A 25,656-nucleotide genomic window follows, 5' to 3' on the forward strand; every position below is an offset into this window, starting at 1 on the left:
CAGGACACGTTCTCCCTAGGTGCGGCACACCCAGGCAGACCGCCACCGCGGGTAATAACCTCGCAGACGTGCTCGGAGAGTTCCTGAAAGCCCACCGCGCCCGCGTCAACCCAGAGGACGCGGGCCTCCCGTCGCACACCCAGCGCAAGGTGAAGGGCCTCAGGCGCGAAGAGGTCGCGGTGCTCGCCGGCGTGAGCGCGGACTACTACGCGCGCCTCGAACAGGGCCGCGAGACCAACCCGTCGGCCCAGGTCCTGGACGCCCTGAGCCGCGCGCTGAAGCTCGACTCGGACGCCCGCGCCCACCTGCACCGCCTGGCCGGCGTGGTCGCCGACGAGGGCTACGCGCCCGACGTGGTGAGCCCGGAACTGCGGCGGCTCATCAGCGGCCTGCACGACATGCCCGCGTTCGTGATGAACTCGGTCCTCGACATCCTCGCCGCGAACGCGCTGGCCGAGGCCCTCTACGAGCCGTTCTCCCCTGCCGACAACGCGGCCAGGATGACGTTCCTCGACCCGGCCGCCGCGAGCTTCTACCCGCGCTGGAACTGGGTCGCCCAGAGCACGGTCGCCCACCTGCGGCAGACCGCCGATCCGAAGTCCCCTCGCCTCCGGCAGATGGTCGACGCGCTGAGCGAGAGCGCCGCGTTCCGCGAGCTCTGGGAGCAGCACGAGGTGCGCGGGAAGACCCAGGACGCCAAGGAGTTCGTGCACCCGGCCGTCGGCGCGCTGAAGCTGGACTACCACTCGTTCGACATCCGCGAGGCGCCCGGTCAGTTCCTGGTGATCTACCAGGCGGAGCCGGGCCCGAACGCGGACGCGCTGAGGCTCCTCGCGACTAGTCGGGCCACACGGGCGGCCGCTTCTCCAGGAACGACGCACGTCCCTCTTTGGCTGACGGGGACTGCGAAGTCTCGGCCATGACGGACAACGCGATCTCGTACCCGTCGATCTCGGGCCGGTCCAGCTGCGCGTAGATCGTCCGCTTGCCGATCGCCTTCGACGCCCTGCTCCCCCGCGTGGCGCGCGCCAGCAGCTCGTCCGTGGCGGCGTCCAACTCGTCCGCCGGCACCGCGCGGTTGATCAGCCCCCACTCCACCGCCGTCGCCGCGTCGATCACGTCGCCGGTGAGCACGAGCTCCATCAACCGCTTGCGCCCGATCGACCGCGCCACCGGCACCGCGGGCGTGTGGCAGAACCACCCGGCCTTGCCGCCCGGCAAGGAGAACCCTGCCGTGTCCGCCGCGACCGCGAGGTCACACGAAGCCACGAGCTGACATCCGGCCGCCGTCGCCAGCCCCTGCACGCGGGCGATGACCACCTGCGGCACGGACTGGATCGTCTTCATCAGCACGGTGCACAGCTCCAGCAGCAGCCGCACGCCTTCCTCGTCACGGGCGTGCACGTCCGCGAAGTCGTGCCCGGCGGAGAAGACAGGCCCGTCGGCGGCCAGCACGATGCCGGCCGCGTCCGACGTGCGTGCCTCACGGAACGCGTCCAGCAGCTCCGTGAGGTGCTCGGCGGACAGCGCGTTGCGCTTGGCCGCACGGTTCATCGTGATCCGGACGACGGACCCGTCCCGCGAAACGTCAACCATTCCGCGACACTAAGGCCCTACGAGAGAGAACGCACCTCTCGGATCACGGTGACGATCTCGTCCATGATCTCGGTCAGCTCGTAGTCCTTGGGCGTGAACACCCGCGCCACGCCACGCTCGCGCAGCTTGGCGGCGTCGTCCGGCGGGATGATGCCGCCGACGATGACCGGGATGTCCCCGGCACCGGCCGCGCGCAGGCCGTCGACCACGGCGGGCACGACCTCCAGGTGCGAGCCAGAGAGGATCGAGAGGCCCACGACGTGCACGTCCTCCTGCACGGCGGCCGCGACAATCTGCGCCGGCGTGAGGCGGATGCCCTGGTAGACGACCTCGAAACCGACGTCGCGGGCGCGCACGGCGACCTGCTCGGCGCCGTTGGAGTGGCCGTCGAGACCCGGCTTGCCGACGAGCATGCGCAGGCGCTCGCCCATCTCCTCGCCGGTCGAACGCACCCGTTCACGCACGCGCGCGATCTCCGAGCCCGCCTCGCCGGAAGCCGACGCACCGGAAACGCCTGTCGGCGCACGGTATTCGCCGAACGTCTCCCGCAGCGCCTGCGACCACTCGCCAGTCGTCACGCCGGCACGTGCGCACGCCAGCGTGACCTCGACGAGGTTCCTGTCGGTCTTCGCGGCCTCACGCAGGGCGTCCAGGGACGCCTCGACCGCGGCGTTGTCGCGGTTGGCGCGCCACTGCCTGATCGCCTCGACGGCCTGCGCCTCGGCGACCGGGTCGATGGTCTCGATCGAGTTCGCGCCCTCGGCCTGCAGCGGCGACGGCTCGGTCGTGTCGAACTTGTTGACGCCCACCACGATGTCCTCGCCCGCCTCGACGCGGCGGCGGCGATCCGCCAGTGACGACACGAGGTTCGACTTCATGTAGCCGGACTCGACGGCCGCGACGGCGCCGCCCATCGCCTGCACGCGGTCGATCTCCTCGCGGGCACCGGCCAGGATCTCGCCGACCTTCGCCTCGATGACCGGTGAGCCGTCGAAGATGTCGTCGTACTCCAGGAGGTCCGTCTCGTAGGCGAGCACCTGCTGCATGCGCAACGCCCACTGCTGGTCCCACGGGCGCGGCAGGCCGAGTGCCTCGTTCCACGCGGGGAGCTGGATGGCGCGCGCACGGGCGTTGCGGGACAACGAGACCGCGAGCATCTCCAGCACGATGCGCTGGACGTTGTTCTCCGGCTGTGCCTCGGTGAGACCGAGGGAGTTGACCTGCACGCCGTAGCGGAACCGGCGGTGCTTCGGGTTCTCGACGCCGTAACGCTCCAGCGTGATCTCGTCCCACAGCTGGGCGAACGCGCGCATCTTGCACATTTCTTCGATGAACCGCACACCGGCGTTCACGAAGAAGGAGATGCGCGCGACGACCTCGCCGAACTTCTCCTGCGGCACCTGACCGGAGTCGCGCACCGAGTCGAGGACGGCGATCGCCGTGCACATCGCGTACGCGACCTCCTGCGCCGGCGTCGCGCCGACCTCCTGGAGGTGGTAGCTGCAGATGTTGATCGGGTTCCACTTCGGCACGTTCGACACGGTCCACGCGACCATGTCGGTGATCAGCCGAAGCGACGGTCCCGGCGGGAACACGTAGGTGCCGCGGGACAGGTACTCCTTGATGATGTCGTTCTGCGTCGTGCCGGCGAGCGCCGACGGGTCCGCGCCCTGCTCCTCCGCCACGGTGACGTACATGGCGAGCAGCCACATGGCCGTCGCGTTGATCGTCATCGACGTGTTGGCACTCGCGAGCGGGATCTGGTCGAAGAGCTGCCGCATGTCGCCGATGTGGCTGATGGGCACGCCGACCTTGCCGACCTCGCCCTTCGCGAGCTCGTCGTCGGGGTCGTAGCCGGTCTGCGTCGGCAGGTCGAACGCCACCGACAACCCGGTCTGGCCCTTCGACAGGTTCCGGCGGTAGAGCTCGTTGGAGGCGGTGGCCGACGAGTGACCCGCGTACGTGCGCATCACCCAGGGCCGGTCGCGCTCACGGTCAGCTGGGTACGGCACAGCAACCTCCCACATCGTCGTTCTCAGGAGGGTACTGGCCGGTAACCATTGCTGCGCGTGCGATTGCTCACTGAATCGTGACCACTGGGAGCATGATGAAGAGGTGACGGGCTTCTACCAGACCGGGATCGTCTTCGGGGTTCTCGGCTTGCTGGCTCTGGTGCTGAGGTACTTCGCGGGCAACGACAAACGGCCCGTGCCGGATCTGGACGGCACGGACTTCGGGTTGCTGAGCGAGGTGGCTGTCGTGCCCACCGAAGAGGCCGCGAACGTCCTCGTGCAGAAGCTGAAGAAGAACGGGGTGCGTGCCACGCGCTCACGAAACGCGCCTTACCGGGTGATGGTGTTCCCGGCGGACGTCGCGAACGCGCGGCTGGTGCTCAGGAGCTGACGCGTTCCACGTCGGCCCCGAGCTTGCGGAGGTTCTCCACGAACCCGGGGTAACCGCGCTCGATGTGGAAGATCTCGTAGACCTCGGTGGCACCGTCGGCACACAGACCGGCGAGCACGAGCCCCGCACCAGCGCGGATATCCGACGCCCACACCGGCGCGCTGGACAGCTTCTCGATCCCGCGGATCACGGCGTGATGACCGTCCGTGCGCGCGTCGGCCCCGAGCCTGATCATCTCGTCGATGAACCGGAACCGTGACTCGAACAGGTTCTCGGTGATCATCGCGGTGCCCTCGGAGACCGTGGACAGCGCGATCGCGAACGGCTGGTTGTCCGTGGCGAAGCCGGGATACGGCAGCGTCACGAAGTCGACGGCCTTGGGCCGCCCCTCCATGACGACGCGGAACCCCTCGTCCTCACCCTCGTAGACGGTGACCTCGGCGCCCGCCATGCGCAGCTTCTCCAGCACCAGGTCGAGGTGGTGCGGGTTCACCCCGCGCACCCGCACGTCCCCGCGCGTCATGACGGCGGCGAAACCCCAGGTCGCACCCACGATCCGGTCACCGATGACCCGGTGCTCGGTCGGCTTGAGCTCGGTCACGCCGTGGACGGTGAGGGTGGACGTGCCGGCGCCCTCGACCTTCGCGCCCATCTGGTTGAGCATCAGGCAGAGGTCGACGATCTCGGGCTCACGAGCGGCGTTGTCGATGACCGTCGTCCCGGTGGCCAGCACGGCCGCCATCAGGATGTTCTCGGTCGCGCCCATGCTCGGGAAGTCGAGCCAGATCTGCGTGCCGTGCAGCCCCTCGGCCTCGGCGACGATGCAGCCGTGCTCGATCCACGTCCGCGCACCGAGCTTCTCGAGCCCGCTCTGGTGCATGTCCAACGGCCGCGAACCGATCGCGTCACCGCCGGGCAACGCCACGACCGCGCGCTTGCACCGCCCGACCAGCGGCCCGAGCACACAGATGCTCGCGCGCAGCTTGCCCATCGCCTCGGAATCAGCCCGATGACTCAACTCGGCGGGCGTGGTGATCCTCGCCACGTCACCTTCGAGCTCGACCTCGCACCCGAGACTCCGCAGCGCGTCCGCCATCAGCGGCACGTCGAGGATGTCCGGGCAGTTGGTGATGGTCGTGGTGCCCTCGGCCAGCAGGGCCGCGGCCATCAGCTTGAGCACGCTGTTCTTGGCGCCGACGACATCAACATCGCCGACCAGCCTTGCGCCACCGTGTACCCGGAAATGCTCGCTCACGCGGCAATCCTACGGACGGCTCTAAAGTGCCAGCCATGGCGGTACATCTCACCAAGATCTACACGCGGGTCGGCGACGACGGTACGACCGGCCTCGGCGACTTCTCCCGCGTCCCCAAGACCTCACCACGCATCGAGGCCTACGCGGACGTGGACGAAACGAACGCGTCCCTCGGCGTGGCCCTGGCGCTGGGCCAACTGGCACCAGACGTCTTCGAGGTGGTGCGCAAGGTGCAGAACGACCTCTTCGACGTCGGAGCGGACCTCTGCACCCCGATCACCCCGGACCCGAAGTACCCACCCCTGCGCGTGACCCAGGCCTACGTGGACCGCCTGGAGACCTACTGCGACACGTTCAACGAACGCCTGGGCAAACTCGACTCGTTCATCCTGAACGGGGGCACGCCAGGAGCGGCCCTGCTGCACCAGGCGCGCACCATCGCCCGCCGCGCGGAACGACGCACGTGGTCACTGATCGAAGAGGACGCCGAGCACACGAACGTCCTCACGGCCAAGTACCTGAACCGGCTCTCGGACCTGCTGTTCATCCTGGCTCGCGTGGCCAACCCGGACGGCGACGTGCTCTGGCAGCCGGGCGAGAACGCCTGACGCACGCAAGCAACCCTCGGGCGGTGTCGCCCGCACGGCACGCCCGCCAACGCAAGGCGACCACGTACGAGTCCTGGCGTGGCGATGCGAAGCGAGCCGTCCGAACCTTGGACGCCGGGTGGCGGTTCGGGTCCGCTCATGGCGATTGGGGCTTTACCTTGAGTGGGCGGGATGCTCCCCTCACGGGCACGGCCGGGCGCTTTTCAGCCCGGCCCGTTCCGGCCGTCAAGCATCCCGCCAGAGGCTCAAGGTCAAGCCCCAATCGCAACCCCGCGCAGTTCCGTCACGACCTGACGGACCACCCTCGCAAGGCGACCTCTCGCACGCCAACGCAACCCACCCCGCCCGCACGCAAAAACGACCCGCCGGGAACCCCCGACGGGTCGTTCGCACAATCTCAAGAAGCCCAGGGAATCGATCGCCCCGGCGGCGAAGACTCGAGCCAGGACAGGAACCCGGTAAGAGCATCCGGCCCCATGGCGATCTCGACCTCACCAGAGGCGGACCGGCACCGCAGCACGATCGCGCCCACCGGCATGGCGTAGGCCTCAGGCCCGGTCGGCTCCCGCCGGGCATCGATCTCGAGCCCGTCCCGGGAGATCAGCTCGTTCGGCCCGGACCCGAGCGACAGCACCCGGAACCAGGCGAACGAGTCGCCCCGGTAGTGCCCCACGCCCAGGTGCCAGCCACGCCCACGATCGTCGAACTGGCTGCGCAGGGCGACGTGCACACCACCCTCACGCAGCAGCCGGATGCGGCGCCAGGCGAAGTACGTGATGACGATCGCCACCCCAAGAAGGATCAGGCCGGCACTCTCGGTGATCCCCACGGCTGCGGCCTCGTGCCCGGTCTCAGGCCGACTGTTCCACGGCCCGCACGCGCGCTGCCGCTCGTGCGCGCTCTGCGTCGTCCGCGTCCTGCAGCGCCGTGCGCGCCGCGTTCACGTCGATCTCGCCCGCGAGCTCGGCGTCCTCGGCGAGAATCGATACGCCGGTGCCGGTCACGGAGAGGAAGCCACCATGCACGGCGGCGGTGACAAGGCCACCGTCCGTCGTGCGCACGCGCACCACGCCACCCTCGACCAGCTGGCCGAGCACGGGCTCGTGACCGGGCAGGATGCCGATCTCGCCCTCGGTGGTCTGCGCCGAAACAGAGGTGGCCTTACCGGACCACAAACGGCGTTCAACGGCGACCAGTTCAACGGTCATCTCGGCCACGCGTATCTCCCTCGTCGTCTGGAGTCGAACTGAGTCTAAACGGTCGCCTGACAACCTTGCCGCCCCGCCCGGTGTCAGTACCTTCGACGACCGCCGAAGGGGGGACATGCAGGACTTCGAGGACTTCGTGGCGTTGCGGTCGCAGGCACTGTTGCGCACCGCCTACTTGCTGTGCGGTGGCGACAAAGGCGCCGCTGAGGACATTCTGCAGGACGTCCTCATGAGCATGTACGGCAAGTGGCACCGGATCAGGTCCTCACCTGAAGCGTACGCACGCGCCGCACTGGCCAACTCGGCCGCGAACCGCTGGCGCCGGCGTTCGCGCAAACCGGAGGCACCGCTGGAACCGGGGGCGGTACCTCCGGCGCACGGGCACGAGCAACAGGTCGTGGACGCGGACAGCGTGGTGCGTGCGCTGGCGCAGTTGCCGAAGAAGATGCGCGCCGTTCTGGTGCTCCGGTTCTTCGACGACCTCAGTGAGGCGGAGACCGCGCGCGCACTCGGTTGCGGCGTCGGCACGGTGAAGAGCCAGACCTCGCGCGGCCTCGCCCGCATGCGCGAACTGATGGGTGAGCAGGTGCTGACGTGGAGTTGAAGCAGGCAATGGAGGCCGCCACGGCGGAACTCGACGTGCGGCCGGGATTCGTGGGGGACGTGATGGCCGGGGGACGACGCAGGCACACGCGCAAGCTGGTGGCGGTGACCGCGGCGGTGGCGCTACTCGCCGGAGTGACGGCGGGGGTGATGGTGACCCGTTCCGACGAGCACGGCGGCTTCACCACCCGCGATCCGCGACTGACGGCCGCGACGAGTGGCGACCTGGCGTCCAGCCGGAAGGACGTCGAGCACGCTCTGCAGGTGTGGCAAAGCACACAGAAGGCACCGGAGCGCATCACGGACTTCTCGGCTCCCGCACGCGTCTTCTGGGCGGGCAGCACGCCGGACGGCCCCGCGGTGCTGATCCTGCAACCGGTCCGGGTGGCGAGCACACCCACGCCCAAGACCCTCGTCGGCCTGGTCGCGATGAACGAGGTCGTGGATCGCGAGGTGCTCCTCGACGGTGAACCTGAGCGCGGGCTGTACCGCTTCGGCGCGAGCGAGTCGACGAACGTCGTGCTGAACCTCGGCCGGACGGTCTACTGGTCACAGCGGCCGGTGCGCGGCGGGGACGGCCGGCTGTCGCGGCAGTGGCAGGCGGCCGAGTCCAGCGGAGGTGGCGTGGCCGTGGTGAGCGCACAGCAGGCGGACCGGCCGGTGTTCGTGCGGTCCGACAGCAGGCCCGCCGCCGACGACTTCCTCAGCGAACCGCTCATGGCGAAGCCGGACTACGGACCGGACGGCGCGTTCCAGCCGCACGCCGGCCTCGGCTGGACCGACAACGTCTGGGCGACGAACCGTCAGGACGAACACCCGCAGATGAAGTCGATGCTCTCGCACCGGGACATGCAGAGGGCCGGAGTGCTCGACTACGTCGTGCGCGACTACGAGTGGGGCAGGTGGCAGGTGCAGGCGTGGCTGCCGGATGGCAGGTTCGTCTCCGTCTTCGAGGCGAACGGCGAGACGTACGCCGCCCTCTACCGGGCGAACGGCACGTTCGACGGCGGCCTGGCCGGCAGCGCGGTGAACAGGACCGCGCCGCTGCCGGCACGGGTGCGGCTACCTGGCGACTTGGGCACTGTCGTGGCCGAGTTCGGCGCACGCATCGGTCCGGACCGGCGGCCGGACGTGTGGATCGCACCTGCGGGCACGACCGAGGTGGCCGTCGAACGGCCGAACGGCGACTCGGTCCAGGTTCCTTTGGCCTAGGGTCCTGCAAGTTCGTTCGGTGAGAGGCGCGGGCGAGCGCGTGCCGCCGGACGAGGCTTACCGGACGCGAGCTAGGCACCGTGCCAGGAGCGCCAGAGCGTTGCGTAGGTGCCGTCCCTGGCCACCAGGTCGTCGTGGGATCCCAGTTCCACGATCCGGCCCGAGTCGACGACCGCGATCCGGTCGGCGTCACGCGCGGTCTGCAACCGGTGCGCGATCGCGATCACCGTGCGTCTCTCCCGCACAGCCGCGATCGCGCGCTCCGCGTGCCGGGCCGTGGCCGGGTCGAGCGAGGACGTCGCCTCGTCCAGCACCAGCGTGTGCGGATCGGCGACCTCGACGCGTGCGAGCGCGAGTTGTTGTGCCTGCGCGGGATCCAGCTCCACGCCACCCGCACCGAGCAGCGTTTCGAGGCCTTCCGGTAACTCCTCGAACCATCCCGCGCCGACGGTGCGCAACGCTTCGAGCAACCGGTCGTCCGGAGCGTCCGGCGCCGCCATCGCGAGGTTGTCCCTGACCGTGCCGATGAACACGTGATGTTCTTGCGTCACCAGCACGATCCGCTGTTCACCGGCTGCCGTGAGATCAGCGACGGACACCCCGCCGACGAGCACCGAACCCTCACCAGGGCGGTCGACGCCCGCGATCAACCGGCCCAGCGTCGACTTGCCCGCGCCGGAGACGCCGACGATCGCCAGCCGTTCTCCCTGCTGCACCACGAGGTCAACACCGTGCAGGACCTCATGGCCGTCCACATAGGAGTAATGAACTCCGCTCACCTCGATGCGGTCGCTGTCCGGTTCACGGACGGCGGGCGCGGGTTCGGCGTGGGCCCCGATCCCCTCGATCCGCGCGAACGACGCGCCGCCGCGCTGAAGGAACTCCACCCAGAACAGGATGCGGTCCATCGGCTCGACCAGCCGCCACACCCACAGCACCGCCGTGACGACGACCTCGATCCGCACGCCGTCGGCCGCGTAGAAGAAGCCGCCGACGAGCAGCACCAGCGCGGCCGGCAGGGTGTTCACGAAGGTGGTCACCGGGAACAGCACGTTCCTGAGCGCGAGCGTCCTCAGCCGCGCCCGGTACGACCGCGCGATGGTGCCGTCCGCCGCCGCCAGAATCCGGGCCCTCAGGCCGTACGTCTCGATCGTCCGGCTGCCCTCGCCCACCGCCGCGGACATCTCCGCGACGTCGCCGGCGGCCTCGCTCTCCGCGAGATACGCGTCGCGCGCACGGGCGAGATACCAGCGCACCACCCACACCACAAACGGCATCCCGGCCAGGGAGACGAGGCCGAGCACGGGATCCAGCCAGAACACCGCCACGAACACCACCACGAGGTGCACGGCGCCCGCGAGCACCTCGGGCACGCTGTCCCGCAACGCCTGGCCGACCGTGCCGACGTCGCTCGTCACGCGGCTCAGCAGGTCGCCGGTGCTCAGCCGGTCGACCACTCGCGCGGGCAACGCCAGCGTGCGCGTCACCGCCTCCTCGCGCAACGAGGCCAGAAACCGTTCGCCGAGTCTCGCCGCCCGCAACGCGCTGTACCGCACCAATACCAGGTGCAGCGCGGCCGCACCGAGCACCCCGAGCGCGAGCTGGTCCACAGTGGACAGGGTGAGGGAACCGGCCTCCACCCCGCCGACGATCTTGCCGAGCAGATACGGCCCGACGAGGCCCGACAACGCCGAGAGCGCGGTGAGCACGAGCACCACGGCCAGCGCGCGCCGTTCGCCCCGGAGCAGCCGCGCCGCCGCCTGCCGCACCTCCCGGCGGTCCGCGATCGGCAGCCTGGTCATCGGTTCTCCCCTGGGGTCTGTGTCGAAGTCTGGTTCGATGAGAGTCGCGCTTGAGGTGGATCCTGGTTGTGCGGCCGGACGGCCCGCATACCGGTGTTAGCCGGACGGCCCGCATACCGGCGTTGGCCGGCCATGCCGCATACCGGCGTTGGCCGAACGGCCCGCATACCGGCGTTGGCCGGCCATGCCGCATACCGGCGTTGGCCGAACGGCCCGCACACCGGCGTTAGCCGGCCATGCCGCATACCGGTGTTGGCCGGACAGCCCGCACACCGGCGTTAGCCGGCCATGCCGCACACTGGTGTTAGCCGGACGGCCCGCATACCGGTATTGGCCGGACGGCCCGCATACCGGCGTTGGCCGGCCGTGCCGCCAGGGGCCGCCTCGGGCCCGGCTGTCACGGGTCAGACTTCGATCCAGACCCCAGGTGCACGACCTGATCCGCCTGGCCCGCCCACAACGGCGAGGACGACACGACGACCGTGGTCCGCCCCAGCCGCCTCTCCCGCACCCTCTTCGCCACCGCGGCCTCGGTCACCGCGTCGAGCGCGGATGTCGGTTCCACCAGCACGAGCAGTTCCGGTTCGCTCAGCAACGCCCGAACGAGCCGCAGCCGTTGCCGTTGACCGCCGGAAACGTTGCGCCCCTGCGATTCCAGGTGTGAGTCGAGGCCGTCCGGCAACGCCGCCACGATGTCCACGGCCGCCGCCGCGTACAGCGCCTCGTCCAGCTCGTGGTCACCGTGCACCGCCACCGACACCGCCTCGCGCACGGTGCCCGCGAACAGGTAGTCGTCGTTGTCCGCCACCACCCCCGGCAACCGTTCGACAGCGTCCTTCGCCAGCGCCGAGTTCGCCGAGACGACCACCGTCAACGCACCGGTCTTCACGTCCAGCGGCACCGCCTCGGCGTCCTTCTCCTCAGGCTGCAACCGGAGAACGTCGATGACTCGCCGCGCCGACACCAGCGCGCGGGGAATCGCATCCGCTCCTTCCATGAAGAAGGCGACCGGCACGGTCAACGTGGTGACGTACAGGTAGACCGCGACCATCTCCTCGATCGAGATGGCACCGGTGACCACCATGCGCGCCACGATCCACGTGACCACGGCGAGGAACAACGCGGGCAGTCCCCACGTCAGCGCCTGCACCCAGCTCAGCCACGCCGACACCCGGTAGCCGTCTTCGATGACCTCCCGCGACAGGGCCCGGAACCGCGCCTCGAACGCCGGCTTCCCGCCGATCCCGGACAACACCCGCAGCCCGCCCACGATGTCGCCGGCCCGCGAGCTCAGCTCCCCCTGCCGCTGCCGGTACTCGGCCTCCACGGCGTGCAACCGCCGCAGGACGGGCCCCGTCACCACGGCGAGCACGGGCACCCCGAGCAGGACCACGACTGCGACCAGCGGCGAGATCCGCACCAGCAACACCGCCGTGGCCACGTACGCCACCACGGCACCCACTCCGGGCCCGGTACTGGTCAGCGCGTGCGCGATCCGCGCTGTGTCGCCGTTCTGCAGGTACGTGAGCTCCCCTGTGGACAGCTTCCGCCGCACGACTCCGCCGAGCCGGGTGACGTGCCGGACGACGATCTGCGCCGTGCGCAACGCGGCATCGGTTCGCACCAACGTCATCGTGCTGTGCCGGGCGATGAAGACCAGGGCCAGCCCCACCGCCACCGCGAGCAGTGCGCCGCACCACCACAGCAACGCGGCCCGGTCACCACCCCGCACACCGTCCTCGACGGCCCGCGAGATGAGGTACGGCGGCAGGATCAGCCCGCACATCGACAGCGAGCCCCACCACGCCCCGGCGAGCACCCGCCCGCGCTGCACGAGCACGAGCCACCACAGGTACCGCCAGGGCGAGCGGACGTCCGGTGTCCCCGGGTCGTCGTACGGAACGTGTCGGGCCATGCACCTGACCTTGCCATCACCCGGCGGGCGTCACGACCGATTTCGCCTTCAGCCCAATCGCGCCAACGGCCGTTGCGCCCAACGCCGCTATGAACGCGAACGCGTAGAAGCCCCACGGGTGCGCCAATCCAGCCGTGAGCAACGCACCGCCGAGCAACGGTCCACTAATGGCACCCAACCGCCCGATCCCCGCGGCCCATCCGATGCCGGTGGCCCGGTTGTCCTCGTAAACCCGCCCCGCATAGGCATAAACGAGCACCTGCGCGCTGAACACGAAGCACCCGGCCAGCAACACGGCCACGTAAACGCCCACACCCGGCAGCTTGATGCTCAGCAGGGCCAGGAACACCACGGCGGCCGCGAACCACCCGATGGCCGCGGGCCTGATCCCGATCCGGTCAGCGACCGCTCCGGCGATCAGAAGTCCCACCACCGCACCGATGTTGAGCGTGAGCAGCAACGCCAGTGCCGTGCCGAGTTCGTACCCGGCGCTGCGCATGATCTGCGGCAACCACGTGTTCAGCCCGTACACGAGCAACAGCCCCATGAACGACGCCACCCAGAACGACACAGTCGCCTTCCGCAACCCGGGCCTGAACAGCGATCCGACCGCCTCCAAGGCAGGAGCCGTGCGCGCCGCCGTCTCCGGCAAGTGCTTGACCATCAACGGAATCAGCACCAGCGCGGGCAGCGCCCCCACCACGAACAACGACCGCCACCCGAGGACGGGAATCAGCACGATCCCCAGCAGCGCCGTGATGACCGCGCCGACGTGATACCCGGTCATGATGAGCGTGGTGGCTCGGCCGCCCTGCCGCGGCCGAGCCTCGTTGACCATCGCGATCGCCGTCGGCAGGCAGCCACCGAGGCCGAGCCCCGCGAGGAACCTGAGGATCCCGAACGTCGTCGCGTCCGGCGCGAACGCACAGGCCAGCGTGAACACCGAGAACCCGGCCACGGCGTAGATCATCACCTTGCGCCGGCCGATGACGTCGGTGATGGTCCCGATGATCAGCGCACCGAGCATCATCCCGACCAGACCGGCCGTGGACACCACGCTGGCGCTCGCCGTCGTGAGCAGCTTCTCCTGCAACAGCACAGGAATCACCGTGCCGAGCACCACGAGGTCAAAGCCGTCGAGCAGGACCGCGGTCCAGCACAGCGGCAACACCCATTTGTTCACGCGCTTTTCCTCCTCGTCGAGGGCCCTGGTGATGCCGAGCATGGTGCGACGTCAGGGCCCGCGACCGGGAGTCCGGTTTCCATCCACCGGAAACGTGCGTCCTGGGAAACGCCAAAAGGGCCGTCCCTCCACAAAGGAGGAACGGCCCTTCGGCAGAAGAACTAGCTCAGTTGCCGGCCAGCTTCTTGGCGTTGGCCTCGACGTCGTCCAACCCGCCGCAGGAGAAGAACGCCTGCTCCGGGAAGTGGTCGAACTCGCCCTTGCACACGCGGTCGAACGCCTCGATCGTGTCCTTGATGGGCACGAACGAACCGGGCTGACCGGTGAACTTCTCGGCCACGATGAAGTTCTGGCCGAGGAAGCGCTCGAGACGACGCGCGCGACCGACGAGGACCTTGTCCTCTTCGGACAGCTCGTCCATACCGAGGATGGCGATGATGTCCTGCAGCTCCTTGTACTTCTGCAGGATTCGCTTCACCTCCTGGGCGACCCGGTAGTGCTCCTCGCCGACGATCGACGGCTCGAGGATTCGAGACGACGACGACAGCGGGTCGACGGCCGGGTAGATGCCCTTCTGGGAGATCGGACGGGAAAGCTCCGTCGTCGCGTCCAGGTGGGCGAAGGTCGTCGCCGGGGCGGGGTCGGTGTAGTCGTCCGCGGGCACGTAGATGGCCTGCAGCGACGTGATCGACCTACCGCGCGTCGAGGTGATGCGCTCCTGGAGCTCACCCATCTCGTCCGCCAGCGTCGGCTGGTAACCCACGGCCGAAGGCATACGACCCAGCAGGGTCGAGACCTCGGAACCGGCCTGGGTGAACCGGAAGATGTTGTCGATGAAGAGCAGCACGTCCTGGTTCTGCACGTCGCGGAAGTACTCCGCCATCGTGAGAGCGGACAGCGCGACGCGCATACGCGTGCCGGGCGGCTCGTCCATCTGACCGAACACCAGGGCGGTGTCGGCGAGAACACCCATCTCCTCCATCTCGAGGAGGAGGTCGGTGCCCTCACGGGTGCGCTCACCGACGCCGGCGAACACCGACGTACCGGAGAACTCACGCGCGATACGCGTGATCATCTCCTGGATGAGCACGGTCTTGCCGACACCCGCGCCGCCGAACAGGCCGATCTTGCCGCCCTTGACGTACGGGGTGAGCAGGTCGATGACCTTGATGCCGGTCTCGAGGATCTCGGTCTTGCCCTCGAGCTGGTCGAAGGCGGGCGCCTTGCGGTGGATGCCCCACTGCTCGCCGTCCCGGCCGAGACCGGGCACGTCGAGGCAGTCACCGAGGGCGTTGAAGACGTGGCCCTTGACGACGTCGCCGACGGGAACCGAGATGGCCTTGCCGGTGTCGGTCACGGTCGTACCGCGCACCAGACCGTCGGTCGGCTGCATCGAGATGGTGCGGACCAGGTTGTCGCCGAGGTGCTGCGCGACCTCGAGGGTCAGCGTCTTGGCGACCGCCTCGAAGGTGATCTCGGCGTGGCAAGCGTTGAAGAGCTCCGGCACGGCGTCGCGCGGGAACTCCACGTCGACGACCGCACCGATCACCCGGACCACACGGCCGGTGCGGGTGGTGGTGGCAGTAGCACTCATGTCAGTCATCACTTCCTGCGCCACCGGTAAGCGCGGAGGCGCCACCGACGATCTCGCTGATCTCCTGGGTGATCTGGGCCTGACGGGCCGAGTTCGCCGCCCGGCTGAGGTTGCGCACGAGCTCCGTCGCGTTGTCCGTCGCCGCCTTCATGGCCGTACGACGAGCTGCCGACTCCGAAGCCGCTGCCTCCAGCATGGCGGAGAACAGCCGCGTCTTCACGTACTTGGGCAGCATCGCTCCGAGCAGCGCTTCCGCACTGGGCTCGAAGTCGTACACCGCGCGCGGGCCCTTGGGCGTCTCACCGGTGTACTCGACGTCCATCGGCGCGATCCGCCTGGCGGTCGGCGTCTGGCTCAGCATGGACTTGAACTCGGTGTACACGACGTGGATCTCGTCCACGCCCTGCGCACCGTTCTCCGTGCCCTCCAGGAACGCCTCCACCAGCGCGTCACCCGCCTCGACGGCGTTGACGTAGTGCGGGGTCTGGGAGAACCCGCTCCACGACGCGGTGACCTCGCGACGGCGGAAGTTGAAGTACCCGACCGCCTTGCGGCCGGTCGCGAACAGCACCGGCTCCTTGCCTTCGGACTTGAGCAGCTGGATCAGCTGCTCAGCGGCCTTGAGCACGTTCGAGTTGTAACCACCGCACATGCCCTTGTCACTGGTCACGACCAGGACGGCGGCACGCTTGGGGTTCTCGCGTTCCGACAGCAACGGGTGGTCGAGGTTCGCCGAGGCCTCGGCCAACGCGGAGAGGACGTTGGTGATCTCGTCCGCGTAGGGGCGCGAGGCCGCGACCCTGGTCTGCGCCTTGGCGAGGCGAGACGTGGCGATGAGCTCGTACGCCTTCGTGATCTTCTTGGTCGAGTTGACCGTTCGGATCCGCTGGCGGAGCTCCCGAATCTGTGCGCCCATGGCTCAGATCACTTCTTGGTGGGCTCGGGCTTGTGGACCTTCACCGATTCCTGGGCGACCTTGTCGGCGTCCATCGCCTTCTCGGGCGCCTCGTTGACGATCGTCGTGCCGTCCGAAGCGGTGAACTGCTTCTTGAACTCGGTCACGGCGGCGACAACGCGCTTCTGCGAGTCCTCGGGGAACTTCTTGGTCTCGATGATGCTGCTCAGCAGGTCCGCGTGGTTGCGGCGCAGCGAGTCCTTGAAGTCCGCGACGAACCGGCGGATGTCGGCGACGGGGACGTCGTCCAGGTGACCCTTGGTCGCGGCGAAGATCTCGACGACCTGCTCCTCGACGGGCACCGGGGAGTACTGGCCCTGCTTGAGCAGCTCGACCAGACGGGCACCGCGGTCCAGCTGGGCGCGCGACGCGGCGTCGAGGTCGGACGCGAACGCGGAGAAGGCCTCCAGCTCGCGGAACTGCGACAGGTCGAGGCGCAGCGAGCCCGCGACGTCCTTCATCGCCTTGATCTGCGCGGCACCACCGACGCGGGAAACGGAGATACCCACGTTGACGGCCGGCCGCACACCGGCGTTGAACAGGTCGGACTCGAGGAAGCACTGACCGTCGGTGATCGAGATGACGTTGGTCGGGATGTACGCCGACACGTCGTTCGCCTTGGTCTCGATGATCGGGAGACCCGTCATCGAACCGCCGCCGAGGTCGTCCGAGAGCTTCGCGCAACGCTCGAGGAGACGCGAGTGCAAGTAGAAGACGTCGCCGGGGTAGGCCTCGCGGCCCGGCGGGCGGCGCAGCAGCAGCGAGATCGCGCGGTACGCCTCGGCCTGCTTGGTCAGGTCGTCGAAGATGATCAGGACGTGCTTGCCCTGGTACATCCAGTGCTGGCCGATGGCGGAGCCGGTGTACGGCGCCAGCCACTTGAAGCCGGCGGAGTCAGAAGCGGGGGCGGCGACGATCGTCGTGTACTCGAGTGCGCCCGCCTCCTCCAGCGCGGCCTTGACGCCCGCGATGGTGGAGCCCTTCTGGCCGATGGCGACGTAGACGCAGCGGACCTGCTGCTTCGGGTCGCCCGACTCCCAGGCCTTCTTCTGGTTGATGATCGTGTCGATGCAGACCGCGGTCTTGCCGGTCTTGCGGTCACCGATGATCAGCTGACGCTGACCGCGACCGATCGGCGTCATCGCGTCGATGGCCTTGATGCCGGTCTGCATCGGCTCGGACACCGGCTGACGCTGCAGCACGGAAGCCGCCTGCAGCTCCAGGGCGCGGGTGTCGTCGGCGACGATGTCACCGAGGCCGTCGATCGGCGTGCCCAGCGGGTTGACGACACGACCGAGGAAGCCGTCGCCGACCGGCACGGACAGGACCTTGCCCGTCCGGCGGACCTCCTGGCCCTCTTCGATCTTGTCGAAGTCACCGAGGATGACCGCACCGATGTTGCGGACCTCAAGGTTCAGGGCGACGCCGAGGACGCCGCCGGGGAACTCGAGCAACTCGTTGGTCATCGTGCCCGGAAGGCCCTCGACGATGGCGATGCCGTCGTAGGTCTCGGAGACGGTACCGACCTCTTCCCGGCTGACCTCCGGGGAGTAGCTCGAGACGTACTTCTCGATCGCACTGCGGATCTCGTCCGACGAGATCGTCAGCTCCGCCATGTCGTTCCTGCTCTCACTTCTTCGTTCTGGGAAAGGGCTCGGGGGCTAGCTGGCGAGATTGCGGCGCAGTGCCGCCAACCGGCCGGCGATGCTTCCGTCGATGATCTCGTCGCCGATCTTGATCGAGAGGCCACCGCCCAGTGCGGCGTCGACCTCCACGTGCAGCGCGATCGGACGCGAGTAGATCGTGGTCAGCGTCGCGGTCAGGCGGTCGACCTGCTCCGCGGTCAGCGCCACGGCGGACCGGACGTGCGCGACGGAACGCTGACGGCGCTTGGCCGCCAGGTCGGCGAGCTCGGAGAGCCCGTCCGCCACACGCACTCCGCGCGGGTTGCGAACCAGCTGGTCCACCAGCGTCTTGGTGACCGGGCTGACCTTCCCCTCGATCAGGGAGTCGACCAGCGCGACCTTGCCGGAGGCGTCACCGGCGGGGTCCGCCAGCAACAGCTCGAGCTCGTTCGAACCAGCCACGATGCGGCCGAGCCGGAACAGCTCGTCCTCGGTCGAGTCCAGCTGGCCGTCGCGCTCGGCACGCACCAGCAGCGTGGTGCGGGCGAGCGACTCGACACCGTCCACGAGCTCGCGCGGGCTGGACCAGCGCGACGTCACGACGGCGACCACGATCTGCAGGGTCGCGTCGCTCACCTTGCCCGCGAACAGGCCGCGAACCAGCTGCTCACGACCGGCGGCCTCGGACGAGGCGTCGGCGAGCGCGCCGCGCAGCGACCGCTGACCGATCAGCAGGTCGAGCACGGCGAAGAGCTCCTCGCCGAGCTTGGCGAGGTCGTCCGTCGACGTGGTGGCGTCGGCCAGCTCCAGCAGCCGCAGTTCCGCGGCTGCCAGAGCTTCACGACTTGCGGCATGCAACGTCATCGGCAGCCTCTACTTGCTCGCGGGCGCCGCGACGGCGTCCAGCTCGTTGAGGAAGCGGTCGACGGTGCCACGGCGGCGGGAGTCGTCCTCGAGGGACTCGCCCACGACCTTGCTCGCCAGTTCGACAGCGGTGCGGCCGAGGTCGGCACGCAGCTCCGCGACGATCTGGGCGCGCTGAGCGTCCAGCTGGTGCTGGCCCTGCGCGACGATGCGCGCCGACTCGGCCTGCGCCTGCTCACGCAGCTCCTCGACGATCTGCAGGCCCTCGGCCCGTGCGTCGTCGCGGATGCGTGCGGCCTCGGCGCGAGCCTCGGCCAGCTGCTCCTTGTACTGCTCGAGAGCACGCTGGGCCTCGGCCTGAGCCTGCTCAGCCTTCTCGATGCCACCCTCGATCTTGGCCGTCCGCTCCTCGTACAACGCCTCGAAGCGCGGTGAGACGAACTTCTTGATGACGAAGAGGAGGAGCAGGAACGCGACGAGACCGAGGATGATCTCCGAGGTATGCGGAATGACCGGGTTGACCGGACCCTCCGCAGCCAGGATGAGGGTGTCCATCACCGTTTCTCCTAACGCGATCAGAGGTCGGTCAGGCAGTCGCGATGAAGTACACGACGAAGCCGATCAGCGCGAGGACCTCGACGATGGCGAAGGTGGTCCACGCCAGGCCGAGCAGCACGCCGCGAGCCTCGGGCTGACGGGCGGTGCCGCTGATGACCGAGGAGAAGATCAGACCCACGCCGATGCCCGGGCCGATGGCGGCAAGGCCGTAGCCGATGGCCGCGAGACCCTGGTTCAGGTTGACGGCGTCCTGGGCGATCTGGATAGCGCTCACTGTTGCTGTTCCCTTTCCAACTCGGTCCGCGAGATTTCGCGGATCGGAGGCTTTGCGTTTCTCAGTGCTCTTCTGCCAGCGCCATGCCGATGTAGCTGGCAGACAGCAGCGCGAAGATGTAGGCCTGCAGGCACATGATCAGCGCCTCCAGGAAGGTCAGCGCGATGGCGAAGGCGAAGGACACCGGCGCCACGATGACGGTCAGGCCGCCATTCAGCAGCAGGAACTCACCGGCCAGGGTGAACACCAGCAGCAGGAGGTGACCCGCGAACATGGCAGCGAAAACTCGGATCGCCAGCGTGAGCGGGTTCAGGATGAACTTCTGGAAGAACTCGATCGGAATCAGCAGCGGGAGCACGAACCACGGGGCGCCCGGCGGAATCGTCTGGTGCTTCAAGTAGCCCACGAAGCCGTGCCGCTTGAACCCGACGAAGTGGTACACCGGGTAAACAACGAGCAACGAAACGGCGAGCGGAAAGCCGATGTGCGACATCGTGGGGAACTGGATGATCGGGATGAGCCCGAACAGGTTGTTCACCAGGATGAAGGTGAAGATCGTGAGGATCAGCGGGACGAACGGCTTGAAGTCCTTCGCGCCGATCTGCTCCCTGGCGATGTTGTTGCGCCCGAAGTCGTAAACCGACTCGGCGGCGAACTGGAACTTGCCGGGGACGACCTTGAGGTTGCGGGTCGCCGCAATGAAGAAGACGGCGATGATCACGATCGACAGCACCAGCAGGACCATCGGCTTCGTGACCGAGCCGAAGATCGGCGGGAGGAAGAAGTCCTTCACACCGGGAGCGACGAACTCGCCCCCCGAAGCCAGCAACTTGGTCACTGTGTTCCTTCCGGTTCTCCCGGCCGGCGTTCACTCCGCCGGGGGAATCGTCACGATCTGGACTTAACGTACCTTACGGTTCGCAAGCGACTGCCAGAGGCACCCCTGCTATCGGGTGTCCCTGGCCTGCGCGGACCATATCAGCAGGTCTCAGGTGCCTTCGGAGGCGGGGACCACCATCTGACTACGGCTGCGCTTGGAGGCTCTGGCCTCCAGGAACGACGTCACGAGCACCGTCGCCACCAGGGTGATTCCCAGCGCCTTGGGTTCGAGCCACGACTGGTTGCGCAGCAGGATCACCGCGAGTAGCAGCACGATCAGCTTGCCCATGAATCCGCCGAGTGCGGCGACCATCACGAACATCGGATCGAGTGCCGCCGTCTTGCGCATCAACAACAACGTGGCAAGGCTCGAACCGATGGCGATCGCACCACCGATCAATGACCCGAAGAGACCAGCGGTCCCCCAGATCACAGTTGACACGACGACGCCGAGGACAAACGTGCCGAGCGCCGCCCACGCGGCCTCGCGGAACATTTCCCCGGCGAGTCGCTGGACGGTCAGCTCATGCGTGACGGCCTTGTCCGCGTCGCTCATGTCCCGAAGTCTAGGAACCCGCATTCCAGCGCCTGCGGGCAGCCCTCGTTAACGCCGGTTAAGCGGCCCCAAACAAGACGCCGTACCAATTTCCGCCTACTTGCGGGCTTCCCGCAGCCGTGGGATCACGGAGACCACGAACGTCACGATCAGCCCGATGACGAAGCACGTGGCCACGATGATCGGGTCGAACAGCGTGAGCGCGACCGCGCCGAAGGCCAAAACGCCGGCCCACAAGTAGATGAGCAGCACCGCGCGTCGTTGCGAGTGCCCGATCTCCAGCAACCGGTGGTGCAGGTGCATCTTGTCCGGGGAGAACGGGCTCTCGCCACGCCGGGTGCGCCGGATGATGGCCATCAGCAGGTCGAGCAGCGGCACGAACAGCACCGCGGCGACCACGATCAGCGGCGAGAGCAGACCGAGCAGATCGGCCGCGCTGCCGGTGGCCTGGTTGATCTTGCCTGACGCGCTGGTGGTGGCGGCGGCGAGCATGAGGCCGATGAGCATGGAACCCGAGTCGCCCATGAAGATGCGCGCGGGGTTGAAGTTGTGCGGCAGGAAGCCCAGGCACGCACCCGCCAGCACGGCGGCGATCAGGGCCGGCGGGTAGGCCTCGACGGCACCCTGGCGTTCGACCAGCAGACCGATCGAGAACGCGGCCGTCGCGGCGGCGGCGATGAGGCCGATGCCGGCGGCGAGTCCGTCGAGGCCGTCGACGAAGTTCATCGCGTTGATCATGGTGACCGCGAGCAGCACGGTCAGCAACGCGCCCTGGTTCTGGTCGAGCGAGATGGTCGCGCCGCCGTCCCACGGCACCCACGCGATCATCCACTGCAGGCCGAACAGCACGAGGATGCCCGCCGCCGTGACCTGACCTGCGAGCTTGGTGAGCGAGTCGAGCTCGAACCTGTCGTCGATCGCACCCACGAGCACGATGACGCCGCCCGCGACGATGACGCCCCACGGGTCATTGGAGAAGTCGAACGCCGCCCGCAGCACCGGCAACTGGTGCGCCACGAACATGCCGGCGAGCACGCCGCCATAGATGGCGACACCACCCATCCGCGGCATCGGCTGCACGTGCACGTCCCGTTGCCGTGGATAGGCCACCGCCCCGAGCCGGAACGCCATCGCGCGCACCAGGCCGACGAGCAGGAACGTCACGACGGCAGCGATCAACGCGACGAGCAGGTACTCGCGCACGGGAAGGACGAACGAGGATGCGGGCCCCACGGGCCTACCAATCAATCGGGGGTGTTCGGGGTGCTCGCCACGGTACTCGCGGCGACCATGATCAATTCTGGCAGCCGCTCGCTACCGAGCGACCTCGACCTCGATGCCGAGCACCTCGTTGACATCTTCCTTGGTGACCGCACCCTCGCGAAGGATCAGCGCGTCGGGCCCGGTGAGGTCGACGATGGTCGACGCGACGTTCTCGCCACTCAGTCCACCGTCGAGGTACACGGGCACCGCGTCGCCGAGCTGGTCACGAGCCTCCTGCGCACTGGACGCCGGCGCGTGCCCGGTCCTGTTGGCGCTGGACACGGCCATCGGACCGACGTCGCGCAACAACTCCAGAGCGACAGGGTGCAACGGCATGCGCAGCATGACCGTGCCGCGCGTCTGCCCCAGATCCCACGCCAGACTCGGCGCGTGGGGCAGCACGATGCTCAGCCCACCGGGCCAGAAAGCCTCGATGAGCGCCCGCGCCTGCCGCGGCACGCTGAGAACCAGCCCGTCGATGGTGGTCCAGGACCCGACCAGCACGGGCACGGGCATGTCGGGCCCGCGCCCCTTGGCGTCGAGAAGACTCCGGACGGCTTCGGCGTCGAACGCGTCGCAGCCGATCCCGTAGACGGTGTCGGTGGGAAGGACGACAAGGCGCCCGCTCCGCACCGCGCCGGCGGCAGCGGCGAGTCCCGCCGCGCGATTGCCTGGTTCGCTGCAGTCGTAGACCGTGCTCACCCCGGTGAGCCTAGCCAGCCCCGCCGATCTCTCCGCATCCGGCCTGGTCGGTTTTGCCCGAGGGGCAACCCCTTCCCCGTGGACCGGGCGGCTGGCTTTCTTGGCGAGTGCTTTGCCCACATCCCGTGACTGCCATGTTCGGCACGTTCGAGCCGCCTGACCGGTTGGACGCCATCTGCCGGTTGTGCCTCTGCGCCTGGTCCACCGACACGATGCCGATGGACCTGCTGGAACGGCTGGTCGTGCACATCAGTGCCGGGAACTTCCGCCGCGTGGGCTGAGCTTTCGACCACTGGAGGCTTTTGTGCCCGAACCCGATCTCGTCAAGCTCGGGGAGGAGATCATCGAGCTGTCCACCGCGTGGCCCGGTACCGGCCTGGACAAGGTCGGCGAGTTCGCCCGCGATCTCGGCACCGCACTTCAGTCCACTGAGGACGGCTGATGCGCTGGTTCCCCGGTCTTCTGCTGACACTGGTGGCCGCGAGCGCGATGCTCGTCCTGTTGTCCGAGAACACCCTCAGTGTCCAGGGACGAGCAACGAGCCAGATCGCAGGCGAAGGCCCGCCACCCAGTTACGGCGGCACACCGATGTACGACGCGTGTTCGTTGATCACGATCACCGACCTCGCCCAGCTTGGCGTTCCGCTCAACGACGGCTGGGTCGTGGCTCACGACTACCTGGACCGTGACGTGCCACTGGAGGCCGCCGTCAGCCAACGTCGCTCGACCCCGCCAGCGCCTGCCGTTACCGCCTGCCGAACTGGAACTCGCTCGAGGTCGAAGTCCATCAGACGCCGTACAACTTCGCTGGACCTGCGGATCGACAACGCGAACCTCCAGTTCATCGTCAACTTCGAGCGCACGAACATCCCGGGCTGGTCCAACTACCCGACTACACGCGAGCCTTGCTACACGAATGCGAGCTGGTGCCGGCAGACGAAATCGATGCCAGGCTGGTGATTCGCATTCAGCGACGTTCGATCCTTGAGGAGCCAGAGCCGACCCGCCTGCCCGCCCTTATCGACGAGCACGTGCTGAACCGGCAAGTTGGCGGTCCCGCGACGATGAAGCGTCAGCTCGACCACCTCGCGGAGATGGCGGCGCTGACGAACATGTCGTTGCGAGTGATCCCCAACTCCGGCGTGCACGCGGGCTTGAACGGCGCGTTCTTGCTGCTCAAACGGGCGAACGGGCACAAGGTCTGTTCCTGGAGAACCTCACCTCCGTACTGATCCTCGAGGAACCCCAGGAAATCGAACGCTACGAGCGAGCCGTTCGGCTGATGGTCGAGCGTGCGTTGCCTGCGGCAGAATCGGTGCGGCTGATCACCGAGTACGCACGCAGATGGGACAGGTGGAGTGGCGTAAGAGCAGCTACAGCGGCAGCGAGGCGAACTGCGTCGAGGTGGCGTTGACCACCACCCACACAGGCGTACGAGACTCCAAGAACCCCTCTGGACCTGCGCTTTCGTTCTCACTTAGCGCGTTCAAGGCCTTCCTGACCAGGGCAAAGTTTTAACCCAAACAGGGTTAAGTAGTTCAACGCATCCCCCGAACGGACGCGCTTCGGTATGGTCATCAGCCGACCACAGAGCGCAATCGGGGAGGGTCGAGCTTCTGTGTCTGAAGAAGTGGTGACAAGCGGCAAAGTCGCAGGCGGTGCGTGGGACAGCATCTTTGGGGGCGGCCTCAGCGCCATCATGGACGCCGGCAGGGCCGTCGCGGTGGCCGTGGAGACCCAGCAACTGTCCGTCGACCCACAACTGGTCGACGCCATGATCAAAAAGCTGACCGAGATGGGCGACGCTCTCGAGAACGTCGCAATGAACGCCGGCGACCTCAGCATGGACACCAAGCTCGGTGGCGGCTACGCAGAAGCGATCAGTCAGGGAAATCGCACTTTCGGCCAAGCGGCCCAAAAGACACTCGTAGACATGGCCAAGGCGATTGAGAGCCTGAAGACGCAGATTGAGAAGAGTCGAGCGTCCTACCAGGCCGTTGATCAATCAAGCGCCGACGCACTGAAGAAACTCGACGGGAAGTAATGAAGCGCATCCTAATTGCCACAGCGATCGGCCTCGTGGCCCTCACTGCCGGATGCACCGGCACAGCAGGTGACGCCAAGCCGACTTCGACGACCGGCGAAGCAACTCCGACCAGTGGCTCAAGTTCGGCATCAGGTCTGGAAGCGGTCAAGCCGTGCGATCTGCTCACTGAAGCCGAAGTGACCAGCCTGGGACTGAACTCCCCAGGCAAGGCGGAGCAAGTCGCCAGCTCAGACGGCTGTAACTGGACCAAGAGCGGTGCTGGCGGTCTTCGTACGGGCATCCGCACGAAGACCGGCGTCGCAGACCTGAGTCTCGACGGTGAGAAGATCACTGACATCAAGGTCGGCAAATATGACGCGAAGAAGGTTGAGGCTGCAGACCGCGCAAAGCACCTTTGCACGATCGCAATCTCAGTAAGCGAGTCATCGTCCGTTGTGGTGATTGGCAACATCGGCCTTACCTCTGAGGACACCGCTGCCGCCTGCGAACGGTCCTCGAAGGCCGCCGAACTGATCGCACCGAAACTCCCGTAACGCCGCCCGAGGGGGGAATCT

29 protein-coding genes and 1 pseudogene are annotated in these 25,656 nt (G+C 67.8%); 12 read left to right on the forward strand and 18 right to left on the reverse strand.

Annotated elements, in window-relative coordinates; all coding sequences use genetic code 11:
* Positions 1 to 68: 68 nt before the first annotated feature.
* Complete coding sequence (locus BLR21_RS24725; protein ID WP_090008729.1) at positions 69 to 923, forward strand: helix-turn-helix transcriptional regulator; 855 nt, start codon at positions 69 to 71, stop codon at positions 921 to 923.
* Here the strand turns inward: BLR21_RS24725 and BLR21_RS24730 are convergent.
* Positions 838 to 1,596 (reverse strand): enoyl-CoA hydratase-related protein, encoded by a 759-nt coding sequence (locus BLR21_RS24730; protein WP_090008731.1) that lies wholly within the window; start codon positions 1,594 to 1,596, stop codon positions 838 to 840. The two genes, BLR21_RS24725 and BLR21_RS24730, sit on opposite strands and share 86 nt — an antisense overlap.
* A gap of 17 nt (positions 1,597 to 1,613) precedes the next feature.
* The gene (locus BLR21_RS24735; RefSeq protein WP_090008733.1) at positions 1,614 to 3,608 is read right to left on the reverse strand and encodes a protein meaA; all 1,995 of its coding nucleotides are present in this window, start codon (positions 3,606 to 3,608) and stop codon (positions 1,614 to 1,616) included.
* Between the two features lie 103 nt (positions 3,609 to 3,711).
* Between BLR21_RS24735 and BLR21_RS24740 the strand changes: the two genes are divergently transcribed.
* On the forward strand, positions 3,712 to 3,999 hold the full coding sequence (locus BLR21_RS24740) for a hypothetical protein (protein ID WP_090008735.1): 288 nt from the start codon (positions 3,712 to 3,714) through the stop codon (positions 3,997 to 3,999).
* Here the strand turns inward: BLR21_RS24740 and murA are convergent.
* Positions 3,989 to 5,254 (reverse strand): UDP-N-acetylglucosamine 1-carboxyvinyltransferase, encoded by a 1,266-nt coding sequence (gene murA / locus BLR21_RS24745; protein WP_090008737.1) that lies wholly within the window; start codon positions 5,252 to 5,254, stop codon positions 3,989 to 3,991. The genes BLR21_RS24740 and murA overlap by 11 nt on opposite strands.
* A gap of 35 nt (positions 5,255 to 5,289) precedes the next feature.
* On the opposite strand from murA, the gene BLR21_RS24750 reads away from it, so the two are divergent.
* On the forward strand, positions 5,290 to 5,862 hold the full coding sequence (locus BLR21_RS24750) for a cob(I)yrinic acid a,c-diamide adenosyltransferase (protein WP_030480460.1): 573 nt from the start codon (positions 5,290 to 5,292) through the stop codon (positions 5,860 to 5,862).
* 397 nt (positions 5,863 to 6,259) lie between these two features.
* On the opposite strand, the gene BLR21_RS24755 is transcribed toward BLR21_RS24750, so the two are convergent.
* A complete protein-coding gene (locus tag BLR21_RS24755) occupies positions 6,260 to 6,691 on the reverse strand; it encodes a DUF2550 domain-containing protein (RefSeq protein WP_030480459.1) in 432 nt (143 codons plus the stop codon).
* A gap of 22 nt (positions 6,692 to 6,713) precedes the next feature.
* On the reverse strand, positions 6,714 to 7,079 hold the full coding sequence (locus BLR21_RS24760) for a F0F1 ATP synthase subunit epsilon (RefSeq protein WP_090008738.1): 366 nt from the start codon (positions 7,077 to 7,079) through the stop codon (positions 6,714 to 6,716).
* A 106-nt stretch (positions 7,080 to 7,185) separates the two neighbouring features.
* On the opposite strand from BLR21_RS24760, the gene BLR21_RS24765 reads away from it, so the two are divergent.
* A complete protein-coding gene (locus tag BLR21_RS24765; protein ID WP_090008740.1) occupies positions 7,186 to 7,674 on the forward strand; it encodes a SigE family RNA polymerase sigma factor in 489 nt (162 codons plus the stop codon).
* Positions 7,665 to 8,885 (forward strand): hypothetical protein, encoded by a 1,221-nt coding sequence (locus BLR21_RS24770; protein WP_143027861.1) that lies wholly within the window; start codon positions 7,665 to 7,667, stop codon positions 8,883 to 8,885. The genes BLR21_RS24765 and BLR21_RS24770 overlap by 10 nt, the downstream gene beginning before the upstream one ends.
* 71 nt (positions 8,886 to 8,956) lie before the next feature.
* On the opposite strand, the gene BLR21_RS24775 is transcribed toward BLR21_RS24770, so the two are convergent.
* From BLR21_RS24775 to BLR21_RS24835, 13 genes are all read right to left on the reverse strand, one after another.
* Complete coding sequence (locus tag BLR21_RS24775) at positions 8,957 to 10,687, reverse strand: ABC transporter ATP-binding protein (protein ID WP_090008744.1); 1,731 nt, start codon at positions 10,685 to 10,687, stop codon at positions 8,957 to 8,959.
* A 397-nt stretch (positions 10,688 to 11,084) separates the two neighbouring features.
* Complete coding sequence (locus tag BLR21_RS24780; protein WP_090008747.1) at positions 11,085 to 12,602, reverse strand: ABC transporter transmembrane domain-containing protein; 1,518 nt, start codon at positions 12,600 to 12,602, stop codon at positions 11,085 to 11,087.
* Between the two features lie 16 nt (positions 12,603 to 12,618).
* The gene (locus tag BLR21_RS24785) at positions 12,619 to 13,827 is read right to left on the reverse strand and encodes an MFS transporter (protein WP_090008749.1); all 1,209 of its coding nucleotides are present in this window, start codon (positions 13,825 to 13,827) and stop codon (positions 12,619 to 12,621) included.
* A 124-nt stretch (positions 13,828 to 13,951) separates the two neighbouring features.
* Positions 13,952 to 15,388 (reverse strand): F0F1 ATP synthase subunit beta, encoded by a 1,437-nt coding sequence (gene atpD, locus BLR21_RS24790; RefSeq protein WP_030480452.1) that lies wholly within the window; start codon positions 15,386 to 15,388, stop codon positions 13,952 to 13,954.
* On the reverse strand, positions 15,381 to 16,295 hold the full coding sequence (locus BLR21_RS24795) for a F0F1 ATP synthase subunit gamma (protein WP_090008751.1): 915 nt from the start codon (positions 16,293 to 16,295) through the stop codon (positions 15,381 to 15,383). The genes atpD and BLR21_RS24795 overlap by 8 nt, the downstream gene beginning before the upstream one ends.
* Before the next feature lie 8 nt (positions 16,296 to 16,303).
* On the reverse strand, positions 16,304 to 17,950 hold the full coding sequence (atpA, locus tag BLR21_RS24800; RefSeq protein WP_090008752.1) for a F0F1 ATP synthase subunit alpha: 1,647 nt from the start codon (positions 17,948 to 17,950) through the stop codon (positions 16,304 to 16,306).
* A 45-nt stretch (positions 17,951 to 17,995) separates the two neighbouring features.
* A complete protein-coding gene (locus tag BLR21_RS24805; protein WP_090008754.1) occupies positions 17,996 to 18,829 on the reverse strand; it encodes a F0F1 ATP synthase subunit delta in 834 nt (277 codons plus the stop codon).
* A gap of 3 nt (positions 18,830 to 18,832) precedes the next feature.
* On the reverse strand, positions 18,833 to 19,378 hold the full coding sequence (locus BLR21_RS24810) for a F0F1 ATP synthase subunit B (protein WP_090008756.1): 546 nt from the start codon (positions 19,376 to 19,378) through the stop codon (positions 18,833 to 18,835).
* 31 nt (positions 19,379 to 19,409) lie between these two features.
* Positions 19,410 to 19,655, reverse strand: coding sequence for an ATP synthase subunit c family protein (locus BLR21_RS24815; protein ID WP_090008758.1), 246 nt, complete (start codon positions 19,653 to 19,655; stop codon positions 19,410 to 19,412).
* Between the two features lie 61 nt (positions 19,656 to 19,716).
* The gene (gene atpB, locus BLR21_RS24820; RefSeq protein WP_090008760.1) at positions 19,717 to 20,493 is read right to left on the reverse strand and encodes a F0F1 ATP synthase subunit A; all 777 of its coding nucleotides are present in this window, start codon (positions 20,491 to 20,493) and stop codon (positions 19,717 to 19,719) included.
* A gap of 150 nt (positions 20,494 to 20,643) precedes the next feature.
* On the reverse strand, positions 20,644 to 21,090 hold the full coding sequence (locus BLR21_RS24825; protein WP_090008762.1) for a Cg1360 family ATP-synthase-associated protein: 447 nt from the start codon (positions 21,088 to 21,090) through the stop codon (positions 20,644 to 20,646).
* Positions 21,091 to 21,186: 96 nt separating this feature from the next.
* On the reverse strand, positions 21,187 to 22,323 hold the full coding sequence (locus BLR21_RS24830) for a glycosyltransferase family 4 protein (RefSeq protein WP_090008764.1): 1,137 nt from the start codon (positions 22,321 to 22,323) through the stop codon (positions 21,187 to 21,189).
* 81 nt (positions 22,324 to 22,404) lie between these two features.
* On the reverse strand, positions 22,405 to 23,055 hold the full coding sequence (locus tag BLR21_RS24835) for an L-threonylcarbamoyladenylate synthase (protein ID WP_090008766.1): 651 nt from the start codon (positions 23,053 to 23,055) through the stop codon (positions 22,405 to 22,407).
* A gap of 134 nt (positions 23,056 to 23,189) precedes the next feature.
* On the opposite strand from BLR21_RS24835, the gene BLR21_RS42700 reads away from it, so the two are divergent.
* The 7 genes and pseudogenes from BLR21_RS42700 to BLR21_RS24860 all read left to right on the forward strand — a co-directional run bounded on the left by BLR21_RS42700 (position 23,190) and on the right by BLR21_RS24860 (position 25,635).
* Complete coding sequence (locus tag BLR21_RS42700) at positions 23,190 to 23,336, forward strand: hypothetical protein (RefSeq protein WP_176929774.1); 147 nt, start codon at positions 23,190 to 23,192, stop codon at positions 23,334 to 23,336.
* Between the two features lie 23 nt (positions 23,337 to 23,359).
* Positions 23,360 to 23,497, forward strand: a complete 138-nt coding sequence (locus BLR21_RS42705) for a hypothetical protein (protein WP_176929775.1) — start codon at positions 23,360 to 23,362, stop codon at positions 23,495 to 23,497.
* On the forward strand, positions 23,497 to 24,015 hold the full coding sequence (locus BLR21_RS24840) for a hypothetical protein (RefSeq protein ID WP_090008768.1): 519 nt from the start codon (positions 23,497 to 23,499) through the stop codon (positions 24,013 to 24,015). Before BLR21_RS42705 ends, BLR21_RS24840 begins: the two co-directional genes overlap by 1 nt.
* Positions 23,982 to 24,469, forward strand: a pseudogene (locus BLR21_RS44715) (DUF5753 domain-containing protein). The gene BLR21_RS24840 and the pseudogene BLR21_RS44715 overlap by 34 nt, the downstream one beginning before the upstream one ends.
* A complete protein-coding gene (locus tag BLR21_RS24850) occupies positions 24,400 to 24,573 on the forward strand; it encodes a DUF397 domain-containing protein (RefSeq protein ID WP_090008773.1) in 174 nt (57 codons plus the stop codon). Before BLR21_RS44715 ends, BLR21_RS24850 begins: the two are co-directional and overlap by 70 nt.
* Before the next feature lie 100 nt (positions 24,574 to 24,673).
* Positions 24,674 to 25,099 carry a type VII secretion target gene (locus tag BLR21_RS24855; protein WP_176929776.1) on the forward strand — a complete coding sequence of 142 codons (426 nt, stop codon included), beginning with the start codon at positions 24,674 to 24,676 and terminating at the stop codon, positions 25,097 to 25,099.
* On the forward strand, positions 25,099 to 25,635 hold the full coding sequence (locus BLR21_RS24860; RefSeq protein ID WP_090008777.1) for a DUF3558 family protein: 537 nt from the start codon (positions 25,099 to 25,101) through the stop codon (positions 25,633 to 25,635). Before BLR21_RS24855 ends, BLR21_RS24860 begins: the two co-directional genes overlap by 1 nt.
* Positions 25,636 to 25,656 lie beyond the last annotated feature (21 nt).

Source organism: Lentzea albidocapillata subsp. violacea, assembly GCF_900100275.1.
Taxonomy (GTDB): Bacteria; Actinomycetota; Actinomycetes; order Mycobacteriales; family Pseudonocardiaceae; genus Lentzea; species Lentzea violacea.

What these genes read in the sequence shown, in the direction of transcription:
- BLR21_RS42700 (WP_176929774.1), top strand. Translation starts at nt 23,190, where the DNA reads ATGTTCGGCACGTTCGAGCCGCCTGACCGGTTGGACGCCATCTGCCGG.
- BLR21_RS24850 (WP_090008773.1), top strand. Translation starts at nt 24,400, where the DNA reads ATGGGACAGGTGGAGTGGCGTAAGAGCAGCTACAGCGGCAGCGAGGCG.
- BLR21_RS24750 (WP_030480460.1), top strand. Translation starts at nt 5,290, where the DNA reads ATGGCGGTACATCTCACCAAGATCTACACGCGGGTCGGCGACGACGGT.
- BLR21_RS24780 (WP_090008747.1), bottom strand. Translation starts at nt 12,602, where the DNA reads ATGGCCCGACACGTTCCGTACGACGACCCGGGGACACCGGACGTCCGC.
- BLR21_RS24860 (WP_090008777.1), top strand. Translation starts at nt 25,099, where the DNA reads ATGAAGCGCATCCTAATTGCCACAGCGATCGGCCTCGTGGCCCTCACT.
- BLR21_RS24795 (WP_090008751.1), bottom strand. Translation starts at nt 16,295, where the DNA reads ATGGGCGCACAGATTCGGGAGCTCCGCCAGCGGATCCGAACGGTCAAC.
- BLR21_RS24810 (WP_090008756.1), bottom strand. Translation starts at nt 19,378, where the DNA reads ATGGACACCCTCATCCTGGCTGCGGAGGGTCCGGTCAACCCGGTCATT.
- BLR21_RS24730 (WP_090008731.1), bottom strand. Translation starts at nt 1,596, where the DNA reads ATGGTTGACGTTTCGCGGGACGGGTCCGTCGTCCGGATCACGATGAAC.
- BLR21_RS24785 (WP_090008749.1), bottom strand. Translation starts at nt 13,827, where the DNA reads ATGCTCGGCATCACCAGGGCCCTCGACGAGGAGGAAAAGCGCGTGAAC.
- atpA (WP_090008752.1), bottom strand. Translation starts at nt 17,950, where the DNA reads ATGGCGGAGCTGACGATCTCGTCGGACGAGATCCGCAGTGCGATCGAG.
- BLR21_RS24775 (WP_090008744.1), bottom strand. Translation starts at nt 10,687, where the DNA reads ATGACCAGGCTGCCGATCGCGGACCGCCGGGAGGTGCGGCAGGCGGCG.
- BLR21_RS24840 (WP_090008768.1), top strand. Translation starts at nt 23,497, where the DNA reads ATGCGCTGGTTCCCCGGTCTTCTGCTGACACTGGTGGCCGCGAGCGCG.
- BLR21_RS24765 (WP_090008740.1), top strand. Translation starts at nt 7,186, where the DNA reads ATGCAGGACTTCGAGGACTTCGTGGCGTTGCGGTCGCAGGCACTGTTG.
- atpD (WP_030480452.1), bottom strand. Translation starts at nt 15,388, where the DNA reads ATGACTGACATGAGTGCTACTGCCACCACCACCCGCACCGGCCGTGTG.
- BLR21_RS24825 (WP_090008762.1), bottom strand. Translation starts at nt 21,090, where the DNA reads ATGAGCGACGCGGACAAGGCCGTCACGCATGAGCTGACCGTCCAGCGA.